A 19,923-nucleotide genomic window follows, 5' to 3' on the forward strand; every position below is an offset into this window, starting at 1 on the left:
CGCCTCGCGACGCGCATCGGCCGGTTCGGCCTCAAGCTCTTCTCACAACTGGATTGACCCATGGCCGCACCCGACCTGTTTGGGATACTCGATGTCGTCAAGAAACTGACGCCGCCGGCGGGCATGGGCACCGCCCACGTCGACGGCTTCTCCTGGGCTCGCAACGGCCTGTCCTATGGCGATTCGACCAAGCTGACCGCCGACGACTGGAACCGCATCATCGCCAATCTGCGCGTCGTGCTGATCGCCTCCGGGGTAAATCTTTCAACGCTCGACCCGGCCGATCCGGCGCTGCTGAAGACGGTGCTGGAGCTCTATCTCGGCGCGGCTGTCACCGACATCCTGTCCGGCGTCGATGTCGGCGGCTACGGCATGATGGCCAAGGCTATCTATGACGCCAACAATGACGGGCTGATCGATATCGACCATGGCGGCACCGGCGCATCGAGCCTGATCGATGCCGCCGACAATCTGTCGGCCATGTCGACCGACATCGCCAGCGCCGCCACTGCCGATCTCAGCGATGCCACCGGCATCAATGTCCGCATCACCGGCACCGACGCGATCTCTTCCTTCGGCTCGGCGCAGGCCGGCGCCATCCGCCGCCTGACCTTCGCCGCGGCGCTGACGCTGACCCATAACGCCACCAGCATGATGCTGATCGGCGGCGCCGACCTTGCGATCGAGGCCGGCGATACCGCCTGGATGCAGTCGCTCGGATCCGGCAACTGGCGCATGCTCGGCTTTTTCAGGGCAAGCGGCGCGGCGCTCAGCAGCATCCTGCGGCAAGGCTCAAACCCGCTGCCGACCGCCGAAGGCGATATCCGCTGGGATACCGACGACGACATCCTGGTCATCGGCGACGGCGCCGGGCAAAGGCTGTTCCTGGCGGCGCCGGCAGGCCTGGTGGCGGGCGACCTGCTCTATGCGACGGCGCCGAAGGTTCTGGCGCGCCTGCCCAAGGGCGCGGCGCGGCGCACGCTGCGCATGAATGCCGCCGCGACCGCGCCGGAATATGGCGGCGGGAACGGCGTGCCCGATGCCGTGCTGGAGGACCAGAAGGCCTCGGGTGTGAACGGCGGCTCTTCGGCGCCTGGCCTCGGCGCTTGGGTGACGCATATCCTCAACACCAAGGTTAGCGATCCCTACAATCTAATGGCGCTGGCCAGCAACGTCTTCACGCCGGCGAACGATGGCCGGGTTGAATGGCAGGTCGTCGGCTATGGCACCGAACTGCAGGTTCGCCTGTTCGACGTGACCGCTGGAGCCGAGGTCGGCATCGGTATGGGCGCTGGAGGTAACACGTCGCCGGATACCGGTTGCATTGCGCTCGGCGGTGCGGCGGTCGTCGGCGGCCACGGCTATCGCCTGGAATGGCGCACTTCACACTCGCACGCCAACGGTCTTGGCCTCGCCTTCGGCTTCGGCTCGATCGAGGTCTATGCCCGCTTGAAATATTGGGGAGACGCATGAGCAATTTCGTCCTCGTCGAAAACGGGATCGTCATTCAGTCCGACCGCTCTGGCGCTCAGCCCGATAGTTTCGTCGCAGCCGGCGACGAAGTCTGCCCCGGCTTCCTGTTCGACGGCGAAGTCTTCACCGCGCCCGTACCGGTGCCGGTCATCCCCGATCGGGTTTCGGCACGGCAGTTCAAGCTGCAGCTTCTCTCCGCCGGCCTGCTCGCCGAGGTCGAAGCATGGATCGCCGCGCAAGGCACGGCCGTCCAGATCGCCTATGACAACAGCGGCAGCTTCGTGCGCGCCGATCCGACGATGCAGGCCGGCTTTGCCGCCCTGGGCTTTTCAGGCACCGAGATCGACGCGTTCTTCACCGCCGCGGCGGCGCTCTGAAAATGGCCAAATACGTCTTTCCCGATGTCGAGCCGATCCGGCCCGGCTACGATTTCCAGATGCGCCTCCAGTTCCCACAGGATCTGTGGGATGCGGAAGAGATCGGCAGCGGCCGGCTGGTGGCGCAGTTTCGCGCCGCCGTGCCCGGCCCGGTGCTGTTCGAAGCCGACACGCTTGATCTGACGATCCAGCGCGAGGCGCCGCGTACGCTGGCCTTCTTCCTGTCGGAGGATGCCACCAAGCCTTTCATCGCCTCGACCATCGTCGTGTTCGATATCGCCCGCTTGGACGGTGGCGGCAGCCGCATCGTCCTCGACAAAGTGATCTGGCCAGTTCTGGAGACGGTGACCCGCGATGTCGTATAACGCGACCCTCGAAATTCCCAATGTCGTCGTCGTCTCCGGCCCGGCCGGGCAATCCTTCCGGCCGGTCGATGACGCCGCCGAGCTGACCGCCGATTTCGGCCGCGACGGCGACCGCGCCATTATCCGCGCCAATGGCGACGAGTGGCTGAAGACGGCAGGCGTGTGGGCCGCGACCGGCGAAAATTTCTGGGGCACACTGCTGGCGCAGGGCGCCGCTCAGGTCCAGCAGGCCGCCGCGTCGGCAACGCAGGCGCAAAGCATCGCCGATGAGTTCGGCGACCTCGAGGCCGGCATCACGCTGGCGCAGGCGGCCGCCGCGGCGGCTGCGGGCAATGCCGGCCAGACGGCGGCCGATCGTGCGCAGACCGGCCTCGATCGGGCGGCGACCGGCGCTGATGCCGGCCAAACCGCGGCCGATCGCATCGCCACTGCCGCCGACCGCGCGCAGACGGGTCTCGATCGCGCCGCGACCGCCGCCGATGCCGGCCAGACGGCGGCCGATCGTGTCGCCACCACTGCCGACCGGGCGCAAACCGGCATCGATCGCGCGGCGACCAGCGCCGATGCCGGCCAGACCGCGGCCGATCGTGTGGCGACCGCTGCCGATGTCGCTCTGGCCAATGCGGCTATCGGCGGCACCATCTACGACACCACGGCCGCTGGCATCGCCGCTACCACCAATGGGCAGTTCTTTATCGTCAAGGGCGACGGCGTCAACACCTATGCCCTGATGTACAAGAACGTCGCCACGGTCGCGACGCTGGTCGCCAGCTATCCCAGCAAAGAATCTCTCGACCTTCTGCTTGCGATGTTGGCGACAGGGGCAATCGCCCGTACCAACCTTTTCAATCCGGCGGCCGCTATAGACGGACAGATCGTCAGTGCTTCCAATGGAAACCTTTCGCCGAGCTCGACATACTTCACGTCTGCTCCGATCCCTGTCGTTGCCGGGCAGAGCTACACGGTACCAGCGAGAAACTCGCTCGCTTGGAAGAACGCCGCTGGCGTTTTCCTTTCAGGCTCTGGAACGGTAGCCGCCGTCGAAAGCACTATCGTTGCTCCGGCCAATGCCGTTTCGCTTCAGATATCAGTCGTCAAATCGCAATTGTTGCCGGCGGCGATGAGCGTCGTACATGGCACCACGTTGCCGTATCCACGAATTGGCTATGATGAGGTCATCGACGGCGGTGCCATTCGCCCGAATTCGCTGAAAGGCGCCGCGATCGTCGACCATTCGATAACGCCGAAGCAGGTCAACTTTATTGCCGAGAGCAAGAACAAGTTCGACAAGACTGCAGTAACCGACGGGTTCATGAGTGCGTCCGGCGTCATCACCACGCCCAGCGGGGTCTATTCTATATCAGACTACATCGACGTCGAACCGTTGACCGCCTATCACGGTGCTGACGCCAACGGCGGCATGCGGTTCTGGACGTTCTTTTACGATGTAGGTGTCGTGGCACCCGGTGGTTCAAACGCCTCCGGCACGGATTTCACCACGCCGGCCGGCGTCAAAAAAGTTAAGGTTAGTGTCCCGACAGTGGGTCTGGATACTTTCCAGTTAGAGCTTGGGAGCGTCAAAACAGCCTATGAACAGTTCGGCTATGGTTGGTCAAAAGATAAGGCAGCGGGCGCGCTAGCGAACTTCTTTAACAAAACCACAGACACCCTCGATGCCATACCGCAGGGCACGACGAACAAGCACTTCACTTCTACGTCGAAGGTTAATCTGGAACTGTTGGCTTCGATACTGCTCAACGGCTTCTCATCGGTAAAATCCAAAATACTGGCAAACATCTCCGATGTAACGATCCAGGTCATTGGCGATAGCACCGGTAATGACGACACCGACTGGGTGAGGCCATGGTCACAGTGGTTGGCCAGTCTCTACCCAGATAAGACGGTAAAATACTATCTATGGGACGAGTCTCTGTCCGGCTATCGCGCGCCCGTCACGCTCGGCGTTGGAACCGGAGCGCATACGATTTATATCTATAACGGGTCCCAATCAGGAGCGCCGCCAAACTACTTCTTTGGGTCCTACTATGCTGTCGCCATTGGCGCAATAACGCCCGATCTAGTGATTTGGAACCACGGCCACAATGTCACTACCGACTCGGACCCCGCGACAAGGGGACAGTTTTTGAATGCTATGGAATGGATTAAGCGCGTCAGGCCGAATGCCGCCCACGTCATCACAATGCAGAATCCGCGCCGCGACGACACCGGATCTGACCTGCAAATCCATGTTGCGCAGGCCCTAGCTGCTCAATATGGCGACTCGGTAGTCGACGTTTATGATAGGTTCATTGCAGCCGCAAAGCCCCCGGAATGGTACGCCGACAACGTCCACCCGAATGCCACGGGTCAAGCCGTATGGACCGAGATCGTCAAGCAGGCGTGGTCAGGGTGCCTCCCAGCCACCATTGCGCCCAATGCAGCCTTCACGAACACGAGGGCCCAGAACCTTCTCAATCTGGACGCATCTGGCGTCGATCAAGGCTATGGCTATTTCAAAAACTATATTAACGGGACGCCTGCCGGTTGGACTGTGCAGGGAGGCGCGACTTTTGCGAAAGACCTGGCTATCTTCGACGCCGAAATGGGGGATACATTCTCTGTCAAGATCACGGGGGCAGCAGCTTTGGCCGGGGCGCAGCGGAGCTTGTCCGCTCCGGCTCTAACCATGCTAAAGGCCGCCGGCTTCGGGACCCTAGCTATTCGAAAATATGTGCCTCCGGCGTCAGACCAAGCCGCTGGTCGAACGGCGTTCCTCCAGTCTGGAACAGGGGCTGTAAACTGTCAGTCGCAGCCCGATATCTATCGTCAGGGCAAATGGGTGTGGGACATCTTGGCCAGTCAACCGGCCGGTGGCCTGATCACTTTCGCGACCCCTCGGATATACACCAATACTTCGGCCATCGCTTCGGTCGTACACGTCGGTCGCGTCGTTCTTGTGGCGGGAGCTGTGCCGCGTGACGATCAGGCGGCCCCGTCAGCGTGATCTGGTGCGGCCGACCCTATCGAACGCGGCGGTCTGCTTGCGGTGGCTCTGCCCACCGCAATGAGCGGCTTCTCGACAAGCCTGTGCAGAACGTAGGCGGCCGCCAGCGATGCCAGATAGGCGAAACTGAAGGACACCGCCCAATGCGGAGAAAAGTGCAGTTTCTGGAAGGCCATGACGCAAACGTTCGCGACGAGCACATGGGTGAGGTAGACTGCGTAGGTCAAGCGGCCGACGGAAGCGAGAGGAGCGAACGAGAGCAGACGTCCAATCTCTCGATCCGGCTTCAGCCAAAGCGCACCGATCAAAATGGCGGCATTGAAGGAAATCGCGAGGTTCCAGCAAGTCGCCCGCGTGATGAACGTCCCAAAGCCATAGGCAGCAACGATCGCTGCGAGAGCTGCGTAAGGCGTGACGCGGTGCAGAAGAAATACGCGGACTTTCTCGGCATGAAAGGCCGCGACGGCAAAGCCTGCTCCAAAACCCAGCCCGACGTAGCCTCGCAGTAGGTACGACGTGCCTTCGCCCATCGCAATTAGAGCAACGGGGCAGACCACGGCCAGGACTGTCGACACACGTGGCCAGCGAGCTGAGAGCACAAGCAAAAACGGCCAGAGAATATAGAATTTCTCCTCGATTCCGATCGTCCAAGACTGCCCGAAGATGTTGCCTGATGCATCCGGCTTGTACTCGCTATTCATCGAAACCATGAACCAGAAAGAATTGATGTAATCTCCCATGTCCGATCTATCGTGCTTGACGTAGATGGAAGCCACGGCCGCAATGCCATATAGCAAAACGGTGACATAATAGAGTGGCAGGATGCGGAAAGCGCGGCGGATGTAGAAGCTACGCAGGCTGATCGAACCTGTACTTTCTCGCTCCGACATCAACAACCATGTGATCAGCCATCCGCTTAGAGCGAAGAAAATGTCCACGCCGACCGTGCCGTTGATAAATGCCGGCATGTGCGGCAAATGGTTTGCAACGGTGAAGATAATGCAAATGGCGCGGACGCCATCGAGCGCCGGATGATAACTCACAATTTGTGAGCCCGCGCTTCCAGCCGCTTTGTGCATGCTCATTAGCCCCTACCGTACTGCCGATATGCTTTTCGCATGGGAAGTCAACAGGGCCGCCGCGATAGGCTTTGGGGCAACTTGATCCGTATCGCCATCTTTTTCAGCTAATTGTGCAGCGCAAGATAAACGCCGACACGACTGAAGAGTCAATCCGCACGGCTCGATCTGCCATCGCGGCGACGCTTCCTGTAATCACGGTAAAACGGGGCCGCTACGAACAGCGCCAAGCCTACCCAGCAAGCGATAAACCAGCCGATAACCATGTAGCCAAATGTGTTGTTGATGTAGCTCATCGGCATCTCCCGTCACCAATTTCTCCCGGTTTAGGCGATTTCGGGCTGATCGGAAACCATCCGGGATCACAATTTCTCAACCTGCCCGAACGGGCCGGCTAATCCCCACAAGAACACCATGGACACCACGTTCAAGGGCGCCGCGAAGCGCATCACCGACGAAGCTTGTTCGACCACCAAATGAGATACAACGATCCCAGCTTCAGCATCGGCAAGCGTCTCTCCCGTTCGCGGTCTCGTAGTTCGCGATAGATCTTCACCTTCAGCGTGCCGCCAGGCAGATTGATCCGCAACGCCATTTGATTGTCCGCCAGATTGTGCAGCGCAATAATAGGCACTTGCCCGGCCAGCGAGTCAATTCGAACAACCCCGCCCTTCATTCAACTGCCCGTGAGGGCGGAAAGGAACTGCTATGGCAAAGAAGCCCGTCGCTCGCAGCGTCGAGTCTCTGAAGGTCCTATTGGCGCAGATCAACAAGCTCGCACCAAACCGGTCTAAGGCCTCGGATGGCTGGATCGGCGACGTCAAGCACATGGCCCGGCACTCGGACCATAACCCCGAGCCCGACGGCACCGTCGACGCGCGGGACTTCACAAACGACCCATCCGGCGGCTGCGACATGCGCAAGGTCTGCGACGCGATTGCCGCATCGAGGGACGCCCGCGTCAGTTACATGATCTGCAACGGTCAGATCATGTCCGGCCGCAAGGGTCCTAAGCCGTGGGTCTGGCGCAAGTATTCTGGCGCGAACGGTCACTACCACCACGGTCACATCTCGGTCCTCGACGAAGGCCAGGACGACAAGACCCCGTGGAAGATCGAGGCCGCTTTCAGGAAGGTTCCCGTGACCTCCGCGTCGAAGCCTGTCGTGCTGACCAAGAAGCAGGTCAACTCGGTCATGCACCTCGGGTCCAAGGGCGACTTCGTCAAGACGCTCCAGGAGAACCTTAACACGCTTGGTTACCCTCACATCGAACCTGATGGGATTTTCGGCGACGACACCGACGCCAACGTCAGGGCGTTCCAGAATGACGCGAAGCTCGACCGTGTCGACGGTTGGGCAGGACCGGCGACCGTCGGTGCGATCAGCAAAGAACTCGAGAAGCGGAAAACCGCACCGAAGATGGCTGCCGCAGAGAAGGTGGTCGACGACGCCGCAGCCGACGGCAAGAGTTTCTCCACGACTGAGGTCGTCACCGCGGTCACTGGAGCGACGGGCACTTTGACCGTAGCTAAGGAGGGCGTGGACGCCGTCAAAGAGAGCACCTCGTCGATCATGGACCTCGCCACGTCGGTGGGCCCGTGGCTGTTGCTCGCGATCGTCCTCGCGGGCGGCGCGGCCTACATCATCTACGAGCGCCGGAACAAGCGTCTTGAGGCTCAGGCCGTGAAGAAGGTGCTGTGACCCTATGGGCGCGCTCGCTCTTGCCAAGCTGGCGTGGGACGTTCTGACGTCCCGCATCGGCCTGCCGCTCGTCGTCGCGGCCGCGATCATCATCGGCTACGAGGGTCTGCCGATCGGCCCGCTGCGCCACATCCCGTTCGCCGGCCAATACCTCGCCATGATCACCGATGGACGCGTCGATCGCGTTCGCGCCCAGGAACGCGTCAACGTCGAGAACGAGGCGCGCGCCCGGGCCATGGCGCTCGTCGAACAGAGGAACCACGACAATGCGGAAATCACCGATCTCGATGCTGCTCATCTGTGCGCTGAGCTTGGCGGCCGCTGGGTGCCAAACGAAAACCGCTGCGACTGAAGGCGCCGGCTTCTCGCTGCTGACGCCGGCAGCTGAGACGCGCGACTTCATCATCAAGAACGACCGGCCATTCGCCAACCAGGTGGCCGGCAACAACCGGACGTGCCAGCGCGCGCCGGCCTGCACGAAGTAGGGCGGGTCTGAACTTGGGCGACGTCGCATTCGCAGCCTCCGGTCCAGTCCCGATCCCTCTAGATGACGTAGGTTCGATCTTTCTTTCGCAGGGCCTCCTCGGCGCCATCTGCCTGGCGCTCGTCTACTTCATCCTCATGTTGCGCGCCGAGCTCCGGGATGTCCGTGCCGCTCACAAGGTGGAGCTCGCGGCGAAGGATTCCCTCATCAACGACCTTCAGGAGGAGCGGCTAAAGGAGGCGCGGGTTGGCTTCGATCTGGCCAAGTCGTTCCAGTCCACGATGGATGCATTCGCGATGACAGTCAGAGGAAGGGATTCCAGATGACTTCACTCAGAAAGCTGCTCTGGCTCGACCGGGTCGGCCCGGTGACCCACAACGAAGTGCCCTCGGCCGAGCGGCCTGCGGAAAAAGAGCGCGAGGTGAAGGCGGCAACCTCCAAGCTGATCGTTAGCGCGATCGATCTGCGCCGGAAGAGCTGGGAGGTTCGCAGGGATCTTGCGGGAAGAGTTCTCAGCATAGTCTCAGGAGACGACAAATGATCCATGGTCCGGAGTTCTCACCGAACAGAGTAGTCGCCGGTTCCGTCGTCGCCATTATCCTCTACTGGATCTTATCCATCGTTGTGGACCACCATCTGCTGAGGGATATCGTCAACTCCCTATCTTTCGGCGTGTCGCTCATCATAGCCATGACATGGGGACCATCCGCCTATCGGGCGGCCAGGGCGAATGTTGCCGGCGGGGAGTGGATGCTGATCCTGGGCACGTTCCTGCTCTGGTCCGTCGTCCTGATCCAACGCACCTATGTGATCCTCTACAATTGGGCTGGCCAGCCGGTTTCGTGGCAGGAATCGGCGGTGCCGGGCTTCTGGCCTTACTGCTATGTGTTGGCCGGCATGCTGTTCATCGCAGCGCCTGGCGTCAGGAGCGAGGGCATCAGAAAAAAGACTGTCTGGGCCTTGGTCGCGGCCGTCGCGACGGCATCGCTCGTTGCGGGCTTTCTCATCGGAGCGTCGGTCAGCAGCTACTAGATCCCGCGCCCGGCGGCTCCGGGCAACCTCCCAAAGGGAACACTTACATGACCACGACCATCAAGGTGAACACCAACGGCAACTACGTTTCGACAATCAAGATCAACGGCGTGGAGTCCGGCACGGTCGGTCCAGGCTTCCCGGCTGAAAAGTCGTTCGGCCTTCCGCACAACAACGGCGGCCCGTCGGTCTTCGAAGTGTTCGAGCGCCAAGCCACGCCCGAGGAGATCGAAGCGGCGAAGGCCGCCGGGGCCCGCTGATCTCCCGACGCCAGCAACATGATGGCCCGCCGTGCCGAAAGGTACGGCGGGCTTTTTTCGTTTGACGGCCGGGGATTGACTCGCAAGCCGCGACATGAACGGAATGGGAACATCCAACGGGGTTCTCATGCATCTCGCCATCGATATTTCCGACATGCCGGCCGGCGACGCGGTCGACAGCTTCGTCGTCCTGCCGCCGTCCAGCGCTCGCTCCGACGCCGCCTTGCGCGAGGTCGAGGCCTTTCTGAAGGGCTGCTTCCCGGAATACGATTTTCTCGCCAATGGCGAGGCCACGCCATTCGACGGCGATTACCAGGTGCTGCCGATCTGCGGTGTCGTCGGCGACGATCCGGACACGCTGCGCATGCTCGACTATCCCGAGCAATCGGTGATGATGGGCATTGCCGCGGCGCTCAAGGGCTTCAGGCCCGGCCGGCCGCCGGCGCTGAACTAGAATCACGTTCCGTTCACTCTGGCTAATACAAGCTTTGTACCTAGTATTCACTGGGTGCGTAAAATTGTAAGTACCGGTCGCCTCGAGTTCATTCCGCCGATGGAGCCCAAGCTGGTCGCCAAGCCGCCCGAGGGTGAACATTGGATGCATGAGATCAAGCTCGACGGCTACCGCGCCCAGATCGTCATCAACAGCGCCGACGATATCCGGGTCTTCACCAAGTCCGGCGCCGATTGGACCAGCAAGTTCACCGGCCTCGTCGAAGCCGCGCGCGAGCTCGAAGTCGAAAACGCGATCTTCGATGGTGAGGCGGTGCTCACCAACAAGGCCGGGCTGCCCGACTTCGACGCGCTGCAGAAGTCCGTGCACAGCGATCCCTACGCCACGATCCTCGGCGCCTTCGACATCATGCATCTGGACGGCCACGATCTGCGCGACGTCGGCTGCAAGGCGCGCAGGGAAATGCTCTACAGCATCATCAAGCCGAACAGCAGGATCCAGTTCAGCGAGGCCCTGCCAGGCGACCCGAAGGCGATCTTCTATCTCGCCGACCAGGCGGGGCTCGAGGGGATCGTCTCCAAGCGCGCCGACAGCCCGTATCGCAGCGGCCCCACATCGAACTGGTTGAAGACAAAGAGCTGGACGGTCGACGAATTCGAACTGCTCGGCGTCAAGCGCGAAGCCGGCAAGGCGGCATTCGCCTATTTGGCCGAGCCGGGCACCGGGAAATATCGCGGTTCGGCCTTCATCACCCTGGGCCGTGACATGAAAGAGCGGCTGTGGAAGCGTGTGCAGGAACACGCCGGCCCACCGCCGGAGGCCATGAAGAAGCGGCCGGCGACGCAGTGGGTCGGGCCCGGGGTGAAGCTGCGCGTCAAGCATCTTCGCGGCGACCACAGCCACATACGCCATGCATCGCTGCTCGGCTTTAGCGATGAGGAATAGCAGTCAGCCGTCGAACAGGTGCTTGGAGCCTGTCGTCACCATCCAGTTCGCCCGGTCAATATGGCTGCGAACAGCGTTGCGGGCGCGCACCGGTTCAAGAGCCGGGTCGATGCCGAGAATGAGATCTGCCATCTCCTCTACGCTGGCACTGTCGGCGCAGGCGTCCAAGATCTGCAGGTAGATGGTGAAATTCTCTTTGTCGTAAACGGTGATGGAGTCCGACCACGGAACTTCTTCAAGGAGTCCAGGTTTCATAACGAACATGCCTTTTCAGATTGCCATATCACCCTGGATGATGCCGCGGGCTTGGCATTCGTCAAGGGCCAGCGCTATATCGACCGGATGGCGAAAGGCTGGACATTACAATCATTGATCGATGGCAAGATGCGGCTAATCGCGTTCTGCCACAATCCAAAATGCCACCACAATCAGGCGCTCGACCTGGAGGCAAGGCCAAGCTCGGCCCTGACGCGCCGGCGATGTCGGATGATCTCATTCCAAAGCTGAAGTGCGCCAGGTGCGGCGGCAAGCAGGTCGGCCTGACCTACACTCCCGCCTAGGACGAGATGAAACGCGTGGACCTGAGCGCTTATCGTAAGGCGAGGGAAGGGCGCTGACCGCGCCCAGAAAGCGCCCCGATACGACCCCGAAGCGCCCAGTTTCAGGGGAAATAGCTGGGCACAAACGGCACAAAAAAGCCTGGAAATCCGCCATTCCTGCGGTTTGAACGCTCGTTTACACCGAACATGTCGGAAGTCGGCAGGGCGGCACTATCCACGAGTGACACGCCTCCTGATCCCGACGGCAGAATTTGACACGGCCAAAGGCAGCAGTGACACGGCGCGTTGATTTCATTGTATTTCTAGGAGCCTTCCAAGCTGAATATGCGGGTTCGATTCCCGCTACCCGCTCCAGATTTCCCGCAGCCGCGGCGTCCCTCGCGCACGATCCCGAAGCAGGCACTGCCAAGTGAAGCGCTTTGCCGATAATTCAAAGTGTTGGTTGCGCGTCCAGACGGACGCGCAACGACCTTAATCCGTTGTTTTATGCATGTCGTTGTACCAAACCGCAGGCGGTGTTGGGCGACATGCCTTAACTCGCGAATTTGCTGAATATGGACGCGAGCTGGTTCTGCTGCGGCACTTGCCCGTTCGGCGTCAGCTGGTCGACAAGCCCTGGCAAGGCTGCGGACAGTTGCTTGAGCAGGTCCTGCTGGTTCAGCCCCGTCCTTTGCGCGATCTCCTGAATGATTTGTGGCCCGAGAGCGCTGCCCAGATCGCTGGGGTTGATCGGCTGGTTCTGACCGGTACCGACCCACGAATTGGCGACGTTGCCGTGGCCGGCGTCCTTCAGTTTGTCGAGCAGGCCGCCCAGACCGCCGAGCAGGCCGCCATCGGCGGATGCTGTTGTATCAGGCGAGACGGGGGCAGGGCTTTGCGTTGCCTCCGGCTGGGCGGAACTTCCACCGCTCAGCATTTTTCCCACCAAAAGTGCGCCGAGCGCGATCATCAGCGGCTTGGCGACGTTGCCGCCGGGAACGGCATTGTCAAACAGTCCCATTGTGGATCTCCATGTCAAATTGCCCGTCCGTCTCCGACAATGACGCATCCATGGCGAATTTCAAGCCGGTTTGAGCTTTCCGTAATCATGATTTTCAAGTTGGCTTGAGCTTTGCTTAATAATGTGGAAGTAATCGAGCGCGGGGAACGGAGAGGAAAAATGTCAATATTAAGCTGGATTATTCTCGGCGTCATCGCCGGCTTCATAGGCAGCAAGATCGTCAATAAAAGCGGGCAAGGCCTTGTGCTCGACATCGTGCTCGGGATTGTCGGGGCCATCGTCGGAGGGCTCATCTTCAGCGCGTTTGGCGCGTCGGGCGTTACCGGGCTCAACATCTATAGCCTGATCGTAGCCGTGGTCGGTGCCGTGGTTGTCCTCTGGGCCTATCATCAGTTCAGCGGCAAGAGGGCTCTATAGAAGCCGTCCGGCAGTTGCGTCGGCATTCGGGTGAATGCCGACCGCCTATCTGATCCTTCTGAGGATTTCGCGGATCAGCGTGTTGAGGCCGGCTTCCAGCCCTCTCACCATGATCGGCCATAGTTCCTCCAGCAATCGCTGCCATACGGCATCCCGCCCAATCCTCACCGGCAGATTTGGCATCGAGCTCATTGCCGCCGTCACGTCGCGGCGCAGCCGCTCGCCGCAGCCGCTTGCGCCGCTGATCGTCGGATCGAAAGGCAGCCGGGTGAAATCCCATTTTCCGCGTTGCTCGATGCCGAGATTGCTTTCGACCTCGGCGTGCGAGAGCACCGTTTTGGGCGTGACCTTGATGCGGTAATATTTGCAGAGTTCGGCGACAACCGCGGTCATCGCGTCCCACTGCGCCCTGGTCATCGGATAGCGGCCGGCATCGAACGGCCTTTCCTCCGCCCCGGCCATGCAACAGAGCGAAACCCCGATCGAGCCGCCGTTGCAGTTGAGCGTGTGCGCGGCATATCCCGGTTTTACCCGGCCGGAATTGAGCGCGATCGAAGGCCGGCCCCTGACCAGACGGCCATTCCCCTCGACCAGTATGTGATATGCATCCTTGTCGGTATCGCCGGCCGAATGCGAGCCCGCCGTCCAATGGCAAATGACGCGCCTCATCGCAACATTGGGCAACCACTCGGGCGGTAATGCCACAGAAATCCCCGCGACATAGGTTCGGTGACGGAGCACAGTATAGTTTCTTTGGCGACGGACGCGAAAACGAAACGATAATTTGGTTGAGCGTTTTCTAACGGTCAGCTATTCGTCGGCATCTCCAGCGACCACGTGTTCTTCATATTGCGGCAGGTCGTCGGTGATCGTGAACCACTTCGCCTTGGAGCCGACAAAGATGTGCTGCGTCGGGCGGATGGTCGGCTCGTCGACCAGGGTTCCCATGGCGACATGCACGAAAGCACCGCCGCGGACCACCGAATAGAGCAACGAGCCGCAAGTCTTGCAGTGCGCGTTATGGCCGGTTTCGTCGCCGAAGATCATGAGATTGTCCTCGCCCCTGGTCAGGCTCAGCCTGTCGCGTTCGATGCCGGCGAATGGCTTGAACGCCGAACCGGTGGTGCGCCGGCAGTTCGAGCAGTGGCAGTTCGCGGCATAGATGAACGCGTCCGCCACCGCATACTGAACGGCGCCGCACAGGCACTTTCCGGTGAGCGTGCGGTTGCTTGCATGCTGGTTGCTTTCCGGGCTTGCCATGCGCTTCTCCACTTCCGCTCTAGGCGACGACAGTCAACCGGCGCTTGCGCTCGTCGAGCGAGACGATTGTCAACCCGCTGGCCACCACCAGCAGGATACCGCAGATGGCCAGCGCATTCGGGAGTTGCCGGAATACCACCAGGCCCGAAATCACCGCCCAGACGGTGAAGCAATAGTAGAACGGCGCCACCACGCTGGTCGGCCCGACGCGATAGGCCATGAAGATGAAGAAGTGGCCGAAGATCAGGAACAGTCCGGCCCCCGCCATCAGCAGCAGGTGATGGGTTTCAGGCACGACCCACTGCTCGGAAAGCAGATGCGCGACGCCGGCGCCGGCGAGCACCACGACCACCGCGGAAATGGCAACAACCATCCCCGGCACCTCGGCGGCGACCTTGCGTCCCGCCAGATCGCGTGCCGCGGACAGAGCGGCATTGCCCAGCGCCAGCAGGGCGTAGACCGAAATCCCCTGCATCGTCGGTTGTGCCACCATCACCGCGCCGATAAAGCCAAGGCCGATCAGCGCCAGCCGCACCCCGCCGATCCGTTCGCCAAACAGCATCGAGGAGCCGACCAGCATCAGCAACGGCGTGATCTGCCCGAGCGCGGTCGAATCGGCGATCTGCATGTTGGCGAGCGCCACCACGTAGCAAAGGATAGCACCCAGTTCGAGCAGGTTCCTGCGCAACACCTTCGCGTCGAGGATCAGCGGAATCTGCTTGCCATAGCCCAGCATGAACAGCAGCGGAATGCCCCACAATGTTGCCGCAGCGCCGCGCAGGAACAGCACCTCATAGGGCGGCAGTCCCGCGGTTGCGAGCTTCATCATCGTGTCGTTCACGATGTAGGACCCGGTCGAAACGACCATGAACAGCGGGCCTCGTATGGCAGTCGGGATGAAATGCATGGGCCGACGAAATCAGACCGGCGCAGCAGCGGCAATGGGCCAGCGGCAAGCGAACGGATTTCCAGCGGCAATTGAACGGATTATGGCTTCAATTCACGTTGAGCGCTCCAGCCCGCGAAGCCAAGTGTCGGAAAAGCCTGCCATGCGCGGCCGACCACCAGGCCCAATACAAGCAGCGCCGAGAGAAAGGCGGTGGCCAGGTGTTCCGAGGGGCCCGAGACGAGCAGAATGCCGGCAAAGATCACGACAGCGCATTCTTTCGCCGAAAATCCTGATTTTCCCAGAAACGCCAGCGGGATTGCGAGAGCCACGAAATCATAGATGAACGCGTAGGGCGAAGCGAGAATCGTCGCGGTCGCGAGCGCTGCTGCCTTGACGTCGAACGCCACCTTTTGACGCCATATCCAGACAATGCCGGCGCTCAGGACTGCGATGAGCAGGCCCTGCGCGGTCCATGCGAGCGTCCAACTCCACCCGAGCGCGCGGACAAAACCGTAGAGGCTTTGAAGTTTGGAAAAGTCAGCCCTGCCATCGACGAGAATGGTGCCGTTGACCTTGGCGGCGGCATCGAAGAAATCGGACCAAATCTCGGCGCCGAAGAGGCCGATGGAAAGCATGATCATGACGGTGGTGGAAACAGCGGCCCAACCGATCACTCGCCAAAAGCCTCCAGCGATGAGCGCAAGCGGGATCATCAGACCGAATTGCGGCTTATAGGTGAGCAGGCCGAAGCAGAGGCCGGCCAGCGCGGGGCGTTTTTCGATCGAGGCGATGGCTGCGCCAAGCAACGCAGCGGTAATGAAGCCGTTTTGGCCGACCACGGTATTCCAAAGCACGGGGGGCCAGGCCATGGCTGCCAGAATCGCAACGCGTGTGTTCCCGATCAGCCGTATGGCGGCGGCGTAGAGCGTTATCCCGGTCGCCATCCATGCAACCAATGCAGCGGGATAGGATAGCAACGCCAGTGCGGCGGTCACGATCAGGAAAGTCGGAGGATACTGCCATGAAAAATAGCCGTCGAAGCTAGCACCGCTTTCAGCGGTCGCGATGCTCTTGTGCAGGTCCCAATTATAGGCATCGGCGGCATAGCCTTGCAGGACAAGCTTGCCAGCCCCCCAGAATGCGATGAAGTCGGTCGCCAGCGGCTGCCCGTTTTCGTCGAACAGCCAGCTGCCGATCAATATCGAAATGCCAAGAACAAAGATGTAAGTGCAGATCAAGCCGCATATGGCCAGATAGATCAGACGTTGCAGGTTCTGCCCTGTCGCGATGGTGGCAATCCGCATGATGCTCATTTACCCGCAAGTGCCCAGGCGCCATTCTGCTCCAGTGTCATTAAGCCAGTGTCATTAAGGGAGTGTCATTAAGGGTTTGTGGCGCCACCGGCCTTGGGTCGTGCTCATCTTACATTTCCGTCTTGCCATTCCCATATCGGCCACATCCCCTAAATCGGATCATGGGTTCGAACCGAGTGAGCCGCGCTCAGCCACAAGGCACTTGTGTTTTTCGGCCTTAGTCGCTAATCGCCCCGCATTCGACTGAACTGAAGGTCCAGGCCGTCCTCAGGCCGTCCAAGGAAAGAGACTATGGCAAAAGGTAAATTCGAGCGCACTAAGCCTCATGTGAACATTGGCACGATTGGTCACGTCGACCACGGCAAGACGTCGCTGACGGCGGCGATCACCAAGTATTTTGGCGAATACAAGCGCTACGACCAGATCGATGCGGCGCCGGAAGAAAAGGCGCGCGGCATCACCATTTCGACGGCACACGTCGAATACGAGACGGCTGCCCGCCACTATGCCCATGTCGACTGCCCCGGCCACGCCGACTATGTGAAGAACATGATCACCGGTGCCGCGCAGATGGACGGCGCGATCCTGGTCGTGTCGGCCGCCGACGGCCCGATGCCGCAGACCCGCGAGCACATCCTTTTGGCCCGCCAGGTCGGCGTGCCCTCGATCGTGGTGTTTTTGAACAAGGTCGACCAGGTCGACGACGCCGAGCTGCTCGAGCTGGTCGAGCTCGAGGTGCGTGAGCTCCTGACCAAGAACGAGTTCCCCGGCGACGACATTCCGATCGTCAAGGGTTCGGCGCTTGCCGCGCTTGAAGATTCTGACAAGAAGATCGGCGAGGACGCGATCCGCGAATTGATGGCGGCGGTCGATGCCTACATCCCGACGCCGGTTCGTCCGCTCGACAAGCCGTTCCTGATGCCGATCGAGGACGTGTTCTCGATCTCGGGCCGCGGCACGGTGGTGACCGGCCGCGTCGAGCGCGGCGTCGTCAAGGTCGGCGAGGAGCTGGAGATCATCGGCATCCGTCCGACCACCAAGACGACCTGCACGGGCGTCGAGATGTTCCGCAAGCTGCTCGACCAGGGCCAGGCCGGCGACAACATCGGCGCGCTGTTGCGCGGTGTCGACCGTGAAGGCGTCGAGCGCGGCCAGGTTCTGGCCAAGCCCGGCACCGTCAAGCCGCACAAGAAGTTCGTCGCCGAAGCCTACATCCTGACCAAGGACGAGGGCGGCCGTCACACGCCGTTCTTCACCAACTACCGTCCGCAGTTCTATTTCCGCACGACGGACGTAACCGGCATCGTGTCGCTGCCGGAAGGCACCGAGATGGTGATGCCGGGCGATAACATCACCGTCGATGTCGAGCTGATCGTGCCGATCGCCATGGAAGAGAAGCTGCGCTTCGCCATCCGTGAAGGCGGCCGCACCGTCGGTGCCGGCATCGTCGTCACCATCAAAGAGTAATCAACGCCGGCGTTGCCGGTCGAGATCGAATGCGAAAGGGCGGTCTTCGGGCCGCCTTTTTGATTCGAATAGATTAACCGCCTTGCTTCAAATCCTGTTGCAAGCGCCTCTGCCGTAACTAGTATAGGTTGCATCGAGGGGGCTGCCCGAATGGTTCCATGGCGCCGTTTGCATAGTCAGGCATTGTGGTCGTTAGGACTGATCTGCCTGGTGTCGTTGCTCGCTATGGGCCACGCTGCCTTCGCAGCCGATGCCAAGAAATCCACGCCGGAAAAATCCACGCCGGATCTCGGCCCGACGATGCGGTTCGTCGTCGTCCGCAGCAGCGCGCCGGGCTGCGAGCCGACCTGTCCGGAATGGATATCGGCGGAAGGCTCGATAGAAGCCGGCACGCCGGCTCTGTTCAAACGCACGCTGAAGGCGCTTGGCGGCCGAAAGCTGCCGATCGTCGTCGATTCCCCCGGCGGCAATGTCGAAGCGGCGCTGACACTTGGTCGCCTGATCCGCAAGAACAAGCTCGATATCGCCGTCGGCAAAACCCGGTTCGTCGGCTGTCTGCCAAATGTGAAAAACTGCAAGGAAAACGACGGCAAGGGCGCCCGTTATTTTGGCAATGCCTATGCCGACGGCGCCATCTGCAATTCCGCCTGTCCGTTGATGTTTTCCGGTGGCATCCGGCGCGTGGTCGGGGAATGGGCCTTTCTCGGCGTCCATCAGATCACCACGACCTATATCCGGACGAAATTGCTGTACCGCACCACCTACCGCGTGGTGAAGGGTAAGAAGAAGATCCTCAACACCAAGGTCGTCAGCCGGAAGAACGCCGGCAGCTACAAGACCTACGAGATGAACAAGCCGCTGGAGCGGAAGCTGGCGGCCTATCTGAAGGAGATGGGCGTCGGCCTGGGCGTGCTCGAGACCATGAAAGGCACGCCGGCCAGCAGCATCCAGCAACTGGTTCCCTACGACATGCTGCAAATGAATCTCGTCACCAGCTTGGATGCCGTCGACCTGCTGACCGCGCCAACCCTATGCAAATCCGATCCGTTGCCGGCGAGTTGCAGGGAGCTGCCGGCGCCGGCGAATATCGCGAAGCCGGCCGGCGAAGTGGTGGCGAACGCCGGGCCTGCACCCGCAGGGCACGAAACCACGCGGCCGAAGGAGGCCGCAGACATGCGCTTCGTCCTGGTCCGCGGCAGCAATCCGCTTTGCAATCCCAACTGCCCGGAATGGATCTCGGCCGAAGGCACAATTACCGCCGACACGCCCGAAAAACTGCGCCAACTGCTGGACGGCGTCGGCGACCGGCGTCTGCCCATCGTCATCAACTCGCCGGGTGGTGATGTGCTCGGTGCTTTGGCGGCCGGAAGGCTGATCCGCGAACGCAAGCTCGACGTCACCGTGGCGCGGACGGATTTCATTGGCTGCGAACCGCGGCAGGCCGACTGCACGGCCGAAGACGGCGTCTATAACGGACTGACGGTCGATGCCGGCGGCGCGTGCGGCTCGGCCTGTCCGATCATGCTCGCCGGCGGTGTCAAACGCCTCGTCGGCCCGCGTGCACAGTTGAGCGTGCATTCGGTAGGGCAGGAGCAAAAGGTCAAGGCCTATCTCGAGGACATGGCCATCGGCCCCGGTCTGTTTACCGCAATTCAGCTGAATTCAGTCGAACGGCAGCTCGAACTCGACAGGATGCTGAAATACGGGCTGACAACCGGGCATCAATCGGCAGACGAATTGACAGGCCCCGGCATCTGCAGATCGGAGCCACAGCCCGAGAACTGCCGCGAAGCCTCGGGCGCCAAGGCTCAGGCCAGCACGCCGGTCAAATCGTAAGGCGGGC

General features: G+C 61.1%; 25 protein-coding genes. 16 read left to right on the plus strand and 9 right to left on the minus strand.

Going from position 1 to position 19,923, the window contains the following annotated elements; all coding sequences use genetic code 11:
- The first annotated feature begins 60 nt into the window (after positions 1 to 60).
- Genes NKH91_RS17915 through NKH91_RS17930 form a run of 4 tightly spaced genes read left to right on the plus strand, consistent with a single transcriptional unit; the run spans position 61 to position 5,219 of the window.
- Positions 61 to 1,473, plus strand: coding sequence for a hypothetical protein (locus tag NKH91_RS17915; protein WP_352884366.1), 1,413 nt, complete (start codon positions 61 to 63; stop codon positions 1,471 to 1,473).
- Entirely contained in the window at positions 1,470 to 1,850 is a 381-nt protein-coding gene (locus NKH91_RS17920; protein WP_352884368.1) for a hypothetical protein, read from the plus strand. The genes NKH91_RS17915 and NKH91_RS17920 overlap by 4 nt, the downstream gene beginning before the upstream one ends.
- A 2-nt stretch (positions 1,851 to 1,852) precedes the next feature.
- Positions 1,853 to 2,215 (plus strand): hypothetical protein, encoded by a 363-nt coding sequence (locus NKH91_RS17925; RefSeq protein WP_352884370.1) that lies wholly within the window; start codon positions 1,853 to 1,855, stop codon positions 2,213 to 2,215.
- Positions 2,205 to 5,219, plus strand: coding sequence for a hypothetical protein (locus NKH91_RS17930; RefSeq protein WP_352884372.1), 3,015 nt, complete (start codon positions 2,205 to 2,207; stop codon positions 5,217 to 5,219). Before NKH91_RS17925 ends, NKH91_RS17930 begins: the two co-directional genes overlap by 11 nt.
- Here the strand turns inward: NKH91_RS17930 and NKH91_RS17935 are convergent.
- The 3 genes from NKH91_RS17935 to NKH91_RS17945 form a co-directional block, all read right to left on the minus strand.
- A complete protein-coding gene (locus NKH91_RS17935) occupies positions 5,198 to 6,304 on the minus strand; it encodes an acyltransferase family protein (protein WP_352884374.1) in 1,107 nt (368 codons plus the stop codon). The genes NKH91_RS17930 and NKH91_RS17935 overlap by 22 nt on opposite strands.
- Before the next feature lie 143 nt (positions 6,305 to 6,447).
- The gene (locus NKH91_RS17940; RefSeq protein ID WP_352884376.1) at positions 6,448 to 6,594 is read right to left on the minus strand and encodes a hypothetical protein; all 147 of its coding nucleotides are present in this window, start codon (positions 6,592 to 6,594) and stop codon (positions 6,448 to 6,450) included.
- A gap of 152 nt (positions 6,595 to 6,746) precedes the next feature.
- The gene (locus NKH91_RS17945) at positions 6,747 to 6,974 is read right to left on the minus strand and encodes a hypothetical protein (protein WP_352884378.1); all 228 of its coding nucleotides are present in this window, start codon (positions 6,972 to 6,974) and stop codon (positions 6,747 to 6,749) included.
- Positions 6,975 to 7,006: 32 nt separating this feature from the next.
- On the opposite strand from NKH91_RS17945, the gene NKH91_RS17950 reads away from it, so the two are divergent.
- From NKH91_RS17950 to NKH91_RS17985, 8 genes are all read left to right on the plus strand, one after another.
- A complete protein-coding gene (locus NKH91_RS17950; RefSeq protein ID WP_352884380.1) occupies positions 7,007 to 7,999 on the plus strand; it encodes a peptidoglycan-binding domain-containing protein in 993 nt (330 codons plus the stop codon).
- A gap of 4 nt (positions 8,000 to 8,003) precedes the next feature.
- Positions 8,004 to 8,351, plus strand: coding sequence for a hypothetical protein (locus NKH91_RS17955; RefSeq protein ID WP_352884382.1), 348 nt, complete (start codon positions 8,004 to 8,006; stop codon positions 8,349 to 8,351).
- A gap of 146 nt (positions 8,352 to 8,497) precedes the next feature.
- Entirely contained in the window at positions 8,498 to 8,809 is a 312-nt protein-coding gene (locus NKH91_RS17960) for a hypothetical protein (RefSeq protein ID WP_352884384.1), read from the plus strand.
- Complete coding sequence (locus tag NKH91_RS17965) at positions 8,806 to 9,024, plus strand: hypothetical protein (RefSeq protein ID WP_352884386.1); 219 nt, start codon at positions 8,806 to 8,808, stop codon at positions 9,022 to 9,024. The genes NKH91_RS17960 and NKH91_RS17965 overlap by 4 nt, the downstream gene beginning before the upstream one ends.
- Entirely contained in the window at positions 9,021 to 9,515 is a 495-nt protein-coding gene (locus tag NKH91_RS17970) for a hypothetical protein (RefSeq protein WP_352884388.1), read from the plus strand. The genes NKH91_RS17965 and NKH91_RS17970 overlap by 4 nt, the downstream gene beginning before the upstream one ends.
- 47 nt (positions 9,516 to 9,562) lie before the next feature.
- The gene (locus NKH91_RS17975; protein WP_352884390.1) at positions 9,563 to 9,775 is read left to right on the plus strand and encodes a hypothetical protein; all 213 of its coding nucleotides are present in this window, start codon (positions 9,563 to 9,565) and stop codon (positions 9,773 to 9,775) included.
- 103 nt (positions 9,776 to 9,878) lie between these two features.
- A complete protein-coding gene (locus NKH91_RS17980; protein WP_352884392.1) occupies positions 9,879 to 10,229 on the plus strand; it encodes a hypothetical protein in 351 nt (116 codons plus the stop codon).
- Positions 10,230 to 10,328: 99 nt separating this feature from the next.
- Positions 10,329 to 11,174, plus strand: coding sequence for an ATP-dependent DNA ligase (locus NKH91_RS17985; protein ID WP_352884394.1), 846 nt, complete (start codon positions 10,329 to 10,331; stop codon positions 11,172 to 11,174).
- Positions 11,175 to 11,177: 3 nt separating this feature from the next.
- Here the strand turns inward: NKH91_RS17985 and NKH91_RS17990 are convergent, their stop codons facing one another.
- Entirely contained in the window at positions 11,178 to 11,429 is a 252-nt protein-coding gene (locus NKH91_RS17990) for a hypothetical protein (RefSeq protein WP_352884396.1), read from the minus strand.
- A 51-nt stretch (positions 11,430 to 11,480) separates the two neighbouring features.
- On the opposite strand from NKH91_RS17990, the gene NKH91_RS17995 reads away from it, so the two are divergent.
- A complete protein-coding gene (locus NKH91_RS17995) occupies positions 11,481 to 11,681 on the plus strand; it encodes a hypothetical protein (protein ID WP_352884397.1) in 201 nt (66 codons plus the stop codon).
- A gap of 585 nt (positions 11,682 to 12,266) precedes the next feature.
- On the opposite strand, the gene NKH91_RS18000 is transcribed toward NKH91_RS17995, so the two are convergent.
- A complete protein-coding gene (locus NKH91_RS18000) occupies positions 12,267 to 12,734 on the minus strand; it encodes a YidB family protein (RefSeq protein WP_352844906.1) in 468 nt (155 codons plus the stop codon).
- A 159-nt stretch (positions 12,735 to 12,893) separates the two neighbouring features.
- Between NKH91_RS18000 and NKH91_RS18005 the strand changes: the two genes are divergently transcribed.
- Positions 12,894 to 13,151 (plus strand): GlsB/YeaQ/YmgE family stress response membrane protein, encoded by a 258-nt coding sequence (locus NKH91_RS18005; protein ID WP_023717513.1) that lies wholly within the window; start codon positions 12,894 to 12,896, stop codon positions 13,149 to 13,151.
- Between the two features lie 45 nt (positions 13,152 to 13,196).
- Here NKH91_RS18005 and NKH91_RS18010 read toward each other — a convergent pair whose 3' ends face one another.
- The 4 genes from NKH91_RS18010 to NKH91_RS18025 form a co-directional block, all read right to left on the minus strand.
- A complete protein-coding gene (locus tag NKH91_RS18010; protein ID WP_352484574.1) occupies positions 13,197 to 13,820 on the minus strand; it encodes a peptidoglycan recognition protein family protein in 624 nt (207 codons plus the stop codon).
- A 141-nt stretch (positions 13,821 to 13,961) separates the two neighbouring features.
- Positions 13,962 to 14,411 (minus strand): GFA family protein, encoded by a 450-nt coding sequence (locus NKH91_RS18015; protein WP_352844905.1) that lies wholly within the window; start codon positions 14,409 to 14,411, stop codon positions 13,962 to 13,964.
- Between the two features lie 19 nt (positions 14,412 to 14,430).
- A complete protein-coding gene (locus NKH91_RS18020; RefSeq protein ID WP_352643576.1) occupies positions 14,431 to 15,318 on the minus strand; it encodes a DMT family transporter in 888 nt (295 codons plus the stop codon).
- 80 nt (positions 15,319 to 15,398) lie between these two features.
- Entirely contained in the window at positions 15,399 to 16,604 is a 1,206-nt protein-coding gene (locus NKH91_RS18025) for a glycosyltransferase family 87 protein (protein ID WP_352884400.1), read from the minus strand.
- A 300-nt stretch (positions 16,605 to 16,904) separates the two neighbouring features.
- On the opposite strand from NKH91_RS18025, the gene tuf reads away from it, so the two are divergent.
- Positions 16,905 to 18,080, plus strand: coding sequence for an elongation factor Tu (gene tuf / locus NKH91_RS18030; protein WP_127294065.1), 1,176 nt, complete (start codon positions 16,905 to 16,907; stop codon positions 18,078 to 18,080).
- Between the two features lie 150 nt (positions 18,081 to 18,230).
- Positions 18,231 to 19,916, plus strand: a complete 1,686-nt coding sequence (locus NKH91_RS18035) for a COG3904 family protein (protein WP_352844903.1) — start codon at positions 18,231 to 18,233, stop codon at positions 19,914 to 19,916.
- The last annotated feature ends 7 nt before the right edge of the window (positions 19,917 to 19,923 follow it).

Origin of the sequence: Mesorhizobium sp. M0894, from assembly GCF_040319725.1 — a bacterium.
In the GTDB taxonomy this organism is placed as follows: domain Bacteria; phylum Pseudomonadota; class Alphaproteobacteria; order Rhizobiales; family Rhizobiaceae; genus Mesorhizobium.

Bases quoted from the DNA above. Each gene is read 5' to 3' on its own strand.
- tuf (WP_127294065.1), top strand. From the start codon at position 16,905: ATGGCAAAAGGTAAATTCGAGCGCACTAAGCCTCATGTGAACATTGGC.
- NKH91_RS17935 (WP_352884374.1), bottom strand. From the start codon at position 6,304: ATGAGCATGCACAAAGCGGCTGGAAGCGCGGGCTCACAAATTGTGAGT.
- NKH91_RS17955 (WP_352884382.1), top strand. From the start codon at position 8,004: ATGGGCGCGCTCGCTCTTGCCAAGCTGGCGTGGGACGTTCTGACGTCC.
- NKH91_RS17975 (WP_352884390.1), top strand. From the start codon at position 9,563: ATGACCACGACCATCAAGGTGAACACCAACGGCAACTACGTTTCGACA.
- NKH91_RS18015 (WP_352844905.1), bottom strand. From the start codon at position 14,411: ATGGCAAGCCCGGAAAGCAACCAGCATGCAAGCAACCGCACGCTCACC.
- NKH91_RS18025 (WP_352884400.1), bottom strand. From the start codon at position 16,604: ATGCGGATTGCCACCATCGCGACAGGGCAGAACCTGCAACGTCTGATC.
- NKH91_RS17920 (WP_352884368.1), top strand. From the start codon at position 1,470: ATGAGCAATTTCGTCCTCGTCGAAAACGGGATCGTCATTCAGTCCGAC.
- NKH91_RS17930 (WP_352884372.1), top strand. From the start codon at position 2,205: ATGTCGTATAACGCGACCCTCGAAATTCCCAATGTCGTCGTCGTCTCC.
- NKH91_RS18000 (WP_352844906.1), bottom strand. From the start codon at position 12,734: ATGGGACTGTTTGACAATGCCGTTCCCGGCGGCAACGTCGCCAAGCCG.
- NKH91_RS17945 (WP_352884378.1), bottom strand. From the start codon at position 6,974: ATGAAGGGCGGGGTTGTTCGAATTGACTCGCTGGCCGGGCAAGTGCCT.
- NKH91_RS17985 (WP_352884394.1), top strand. From the start codon at position 10,329: ATGGAGCCCAAGCTGGTCGCCAAGCCGCCCGAGGGTGAACATTGGATG.
- NKH91_RS17915 (WP_352884366.1), top strand. From the start codon at position 61: ATGGCCGCACCCGACCTGTTTGGGATACTCGATGTCGTCAAGAAACTG.
- NKH91_RS18010 (WP_352484574.1), bottom strand. From the start codon at position 13,820: ATGAGGCGCGTCATTTGCCATTGGACGGCGGGCTCGCATTCGGCCGGC.
- NKH91_RS18035 (WP_352844903.1), top strand. From the start codon at position 18,231: ATGGTTCCATGGCGCCGTTTGCATAGTCAGGCATTGTGGTCGTTAGGA.
- NKH91_RS18020 (WP_352643576.1), bottom strand. From the start codon at position 15,318: ATGCATTTCATCCCGACTGCCATACGAGGCCCGCTGTTCATGGTCGTT.
- NKH91_RS17950 (WP_352884380.1), top strand. From the start codon at position 7,007: ATGGCAAAGAAGCCCGTCGCTCGCAGCGTCGAGTCTCTGAAGGTCCTA.
- NKH91_RS17965 (WP_352884386.1), top strand. From the start codon at position 8,806: ATGACTTCACTCAGAAAGCTGCTCTGGCTCGACCGGGTCGGCCCGGTG.
- NKH91_RS17970 (WP_352884388.1), top strand. From the start codon at position 9,021: ATGATCCATGGTCCGGAGTTCTCACCGAACAGAGTAGTCGCCGGTTCC.
- NKH91_RS17925 (WP_352884370.1), top strand. From the start codon at position 1,853: ATGGCCAAATACGTCTTTCCCGATGTCGAGCCGATCCGGCCCGGCTAC.
- NKH91_RS17980 (WP_352884392.1), top strand. From the start codon at position 9,879: ATGGGAACATCCAACGGGGTTCTCATGCATCTCGCCATCGATATTTCC.
- NKH91_RS17990 (WP_352884396.1), bottom strand. From the start codon at position 11,429: ATGAAACCTGGACTCCTTGAAGAAGTTCCGTGGTCGGACTCCATCACC.
- NKH91_RS17940 (WP_352884376.1), bottom strand. From the start codon at position 6,594: ATGAGCTACATCAACAACACATTTGGCTACATGGTTATCGGCTGGTTT.
- NKH91_RS18005 (WP_023717513.1), top strand. From the start codon at position 12,894: ATGTCAATATTAAGCTGGATTATTCTCGGCGTCATCGCCGGCTTCATA.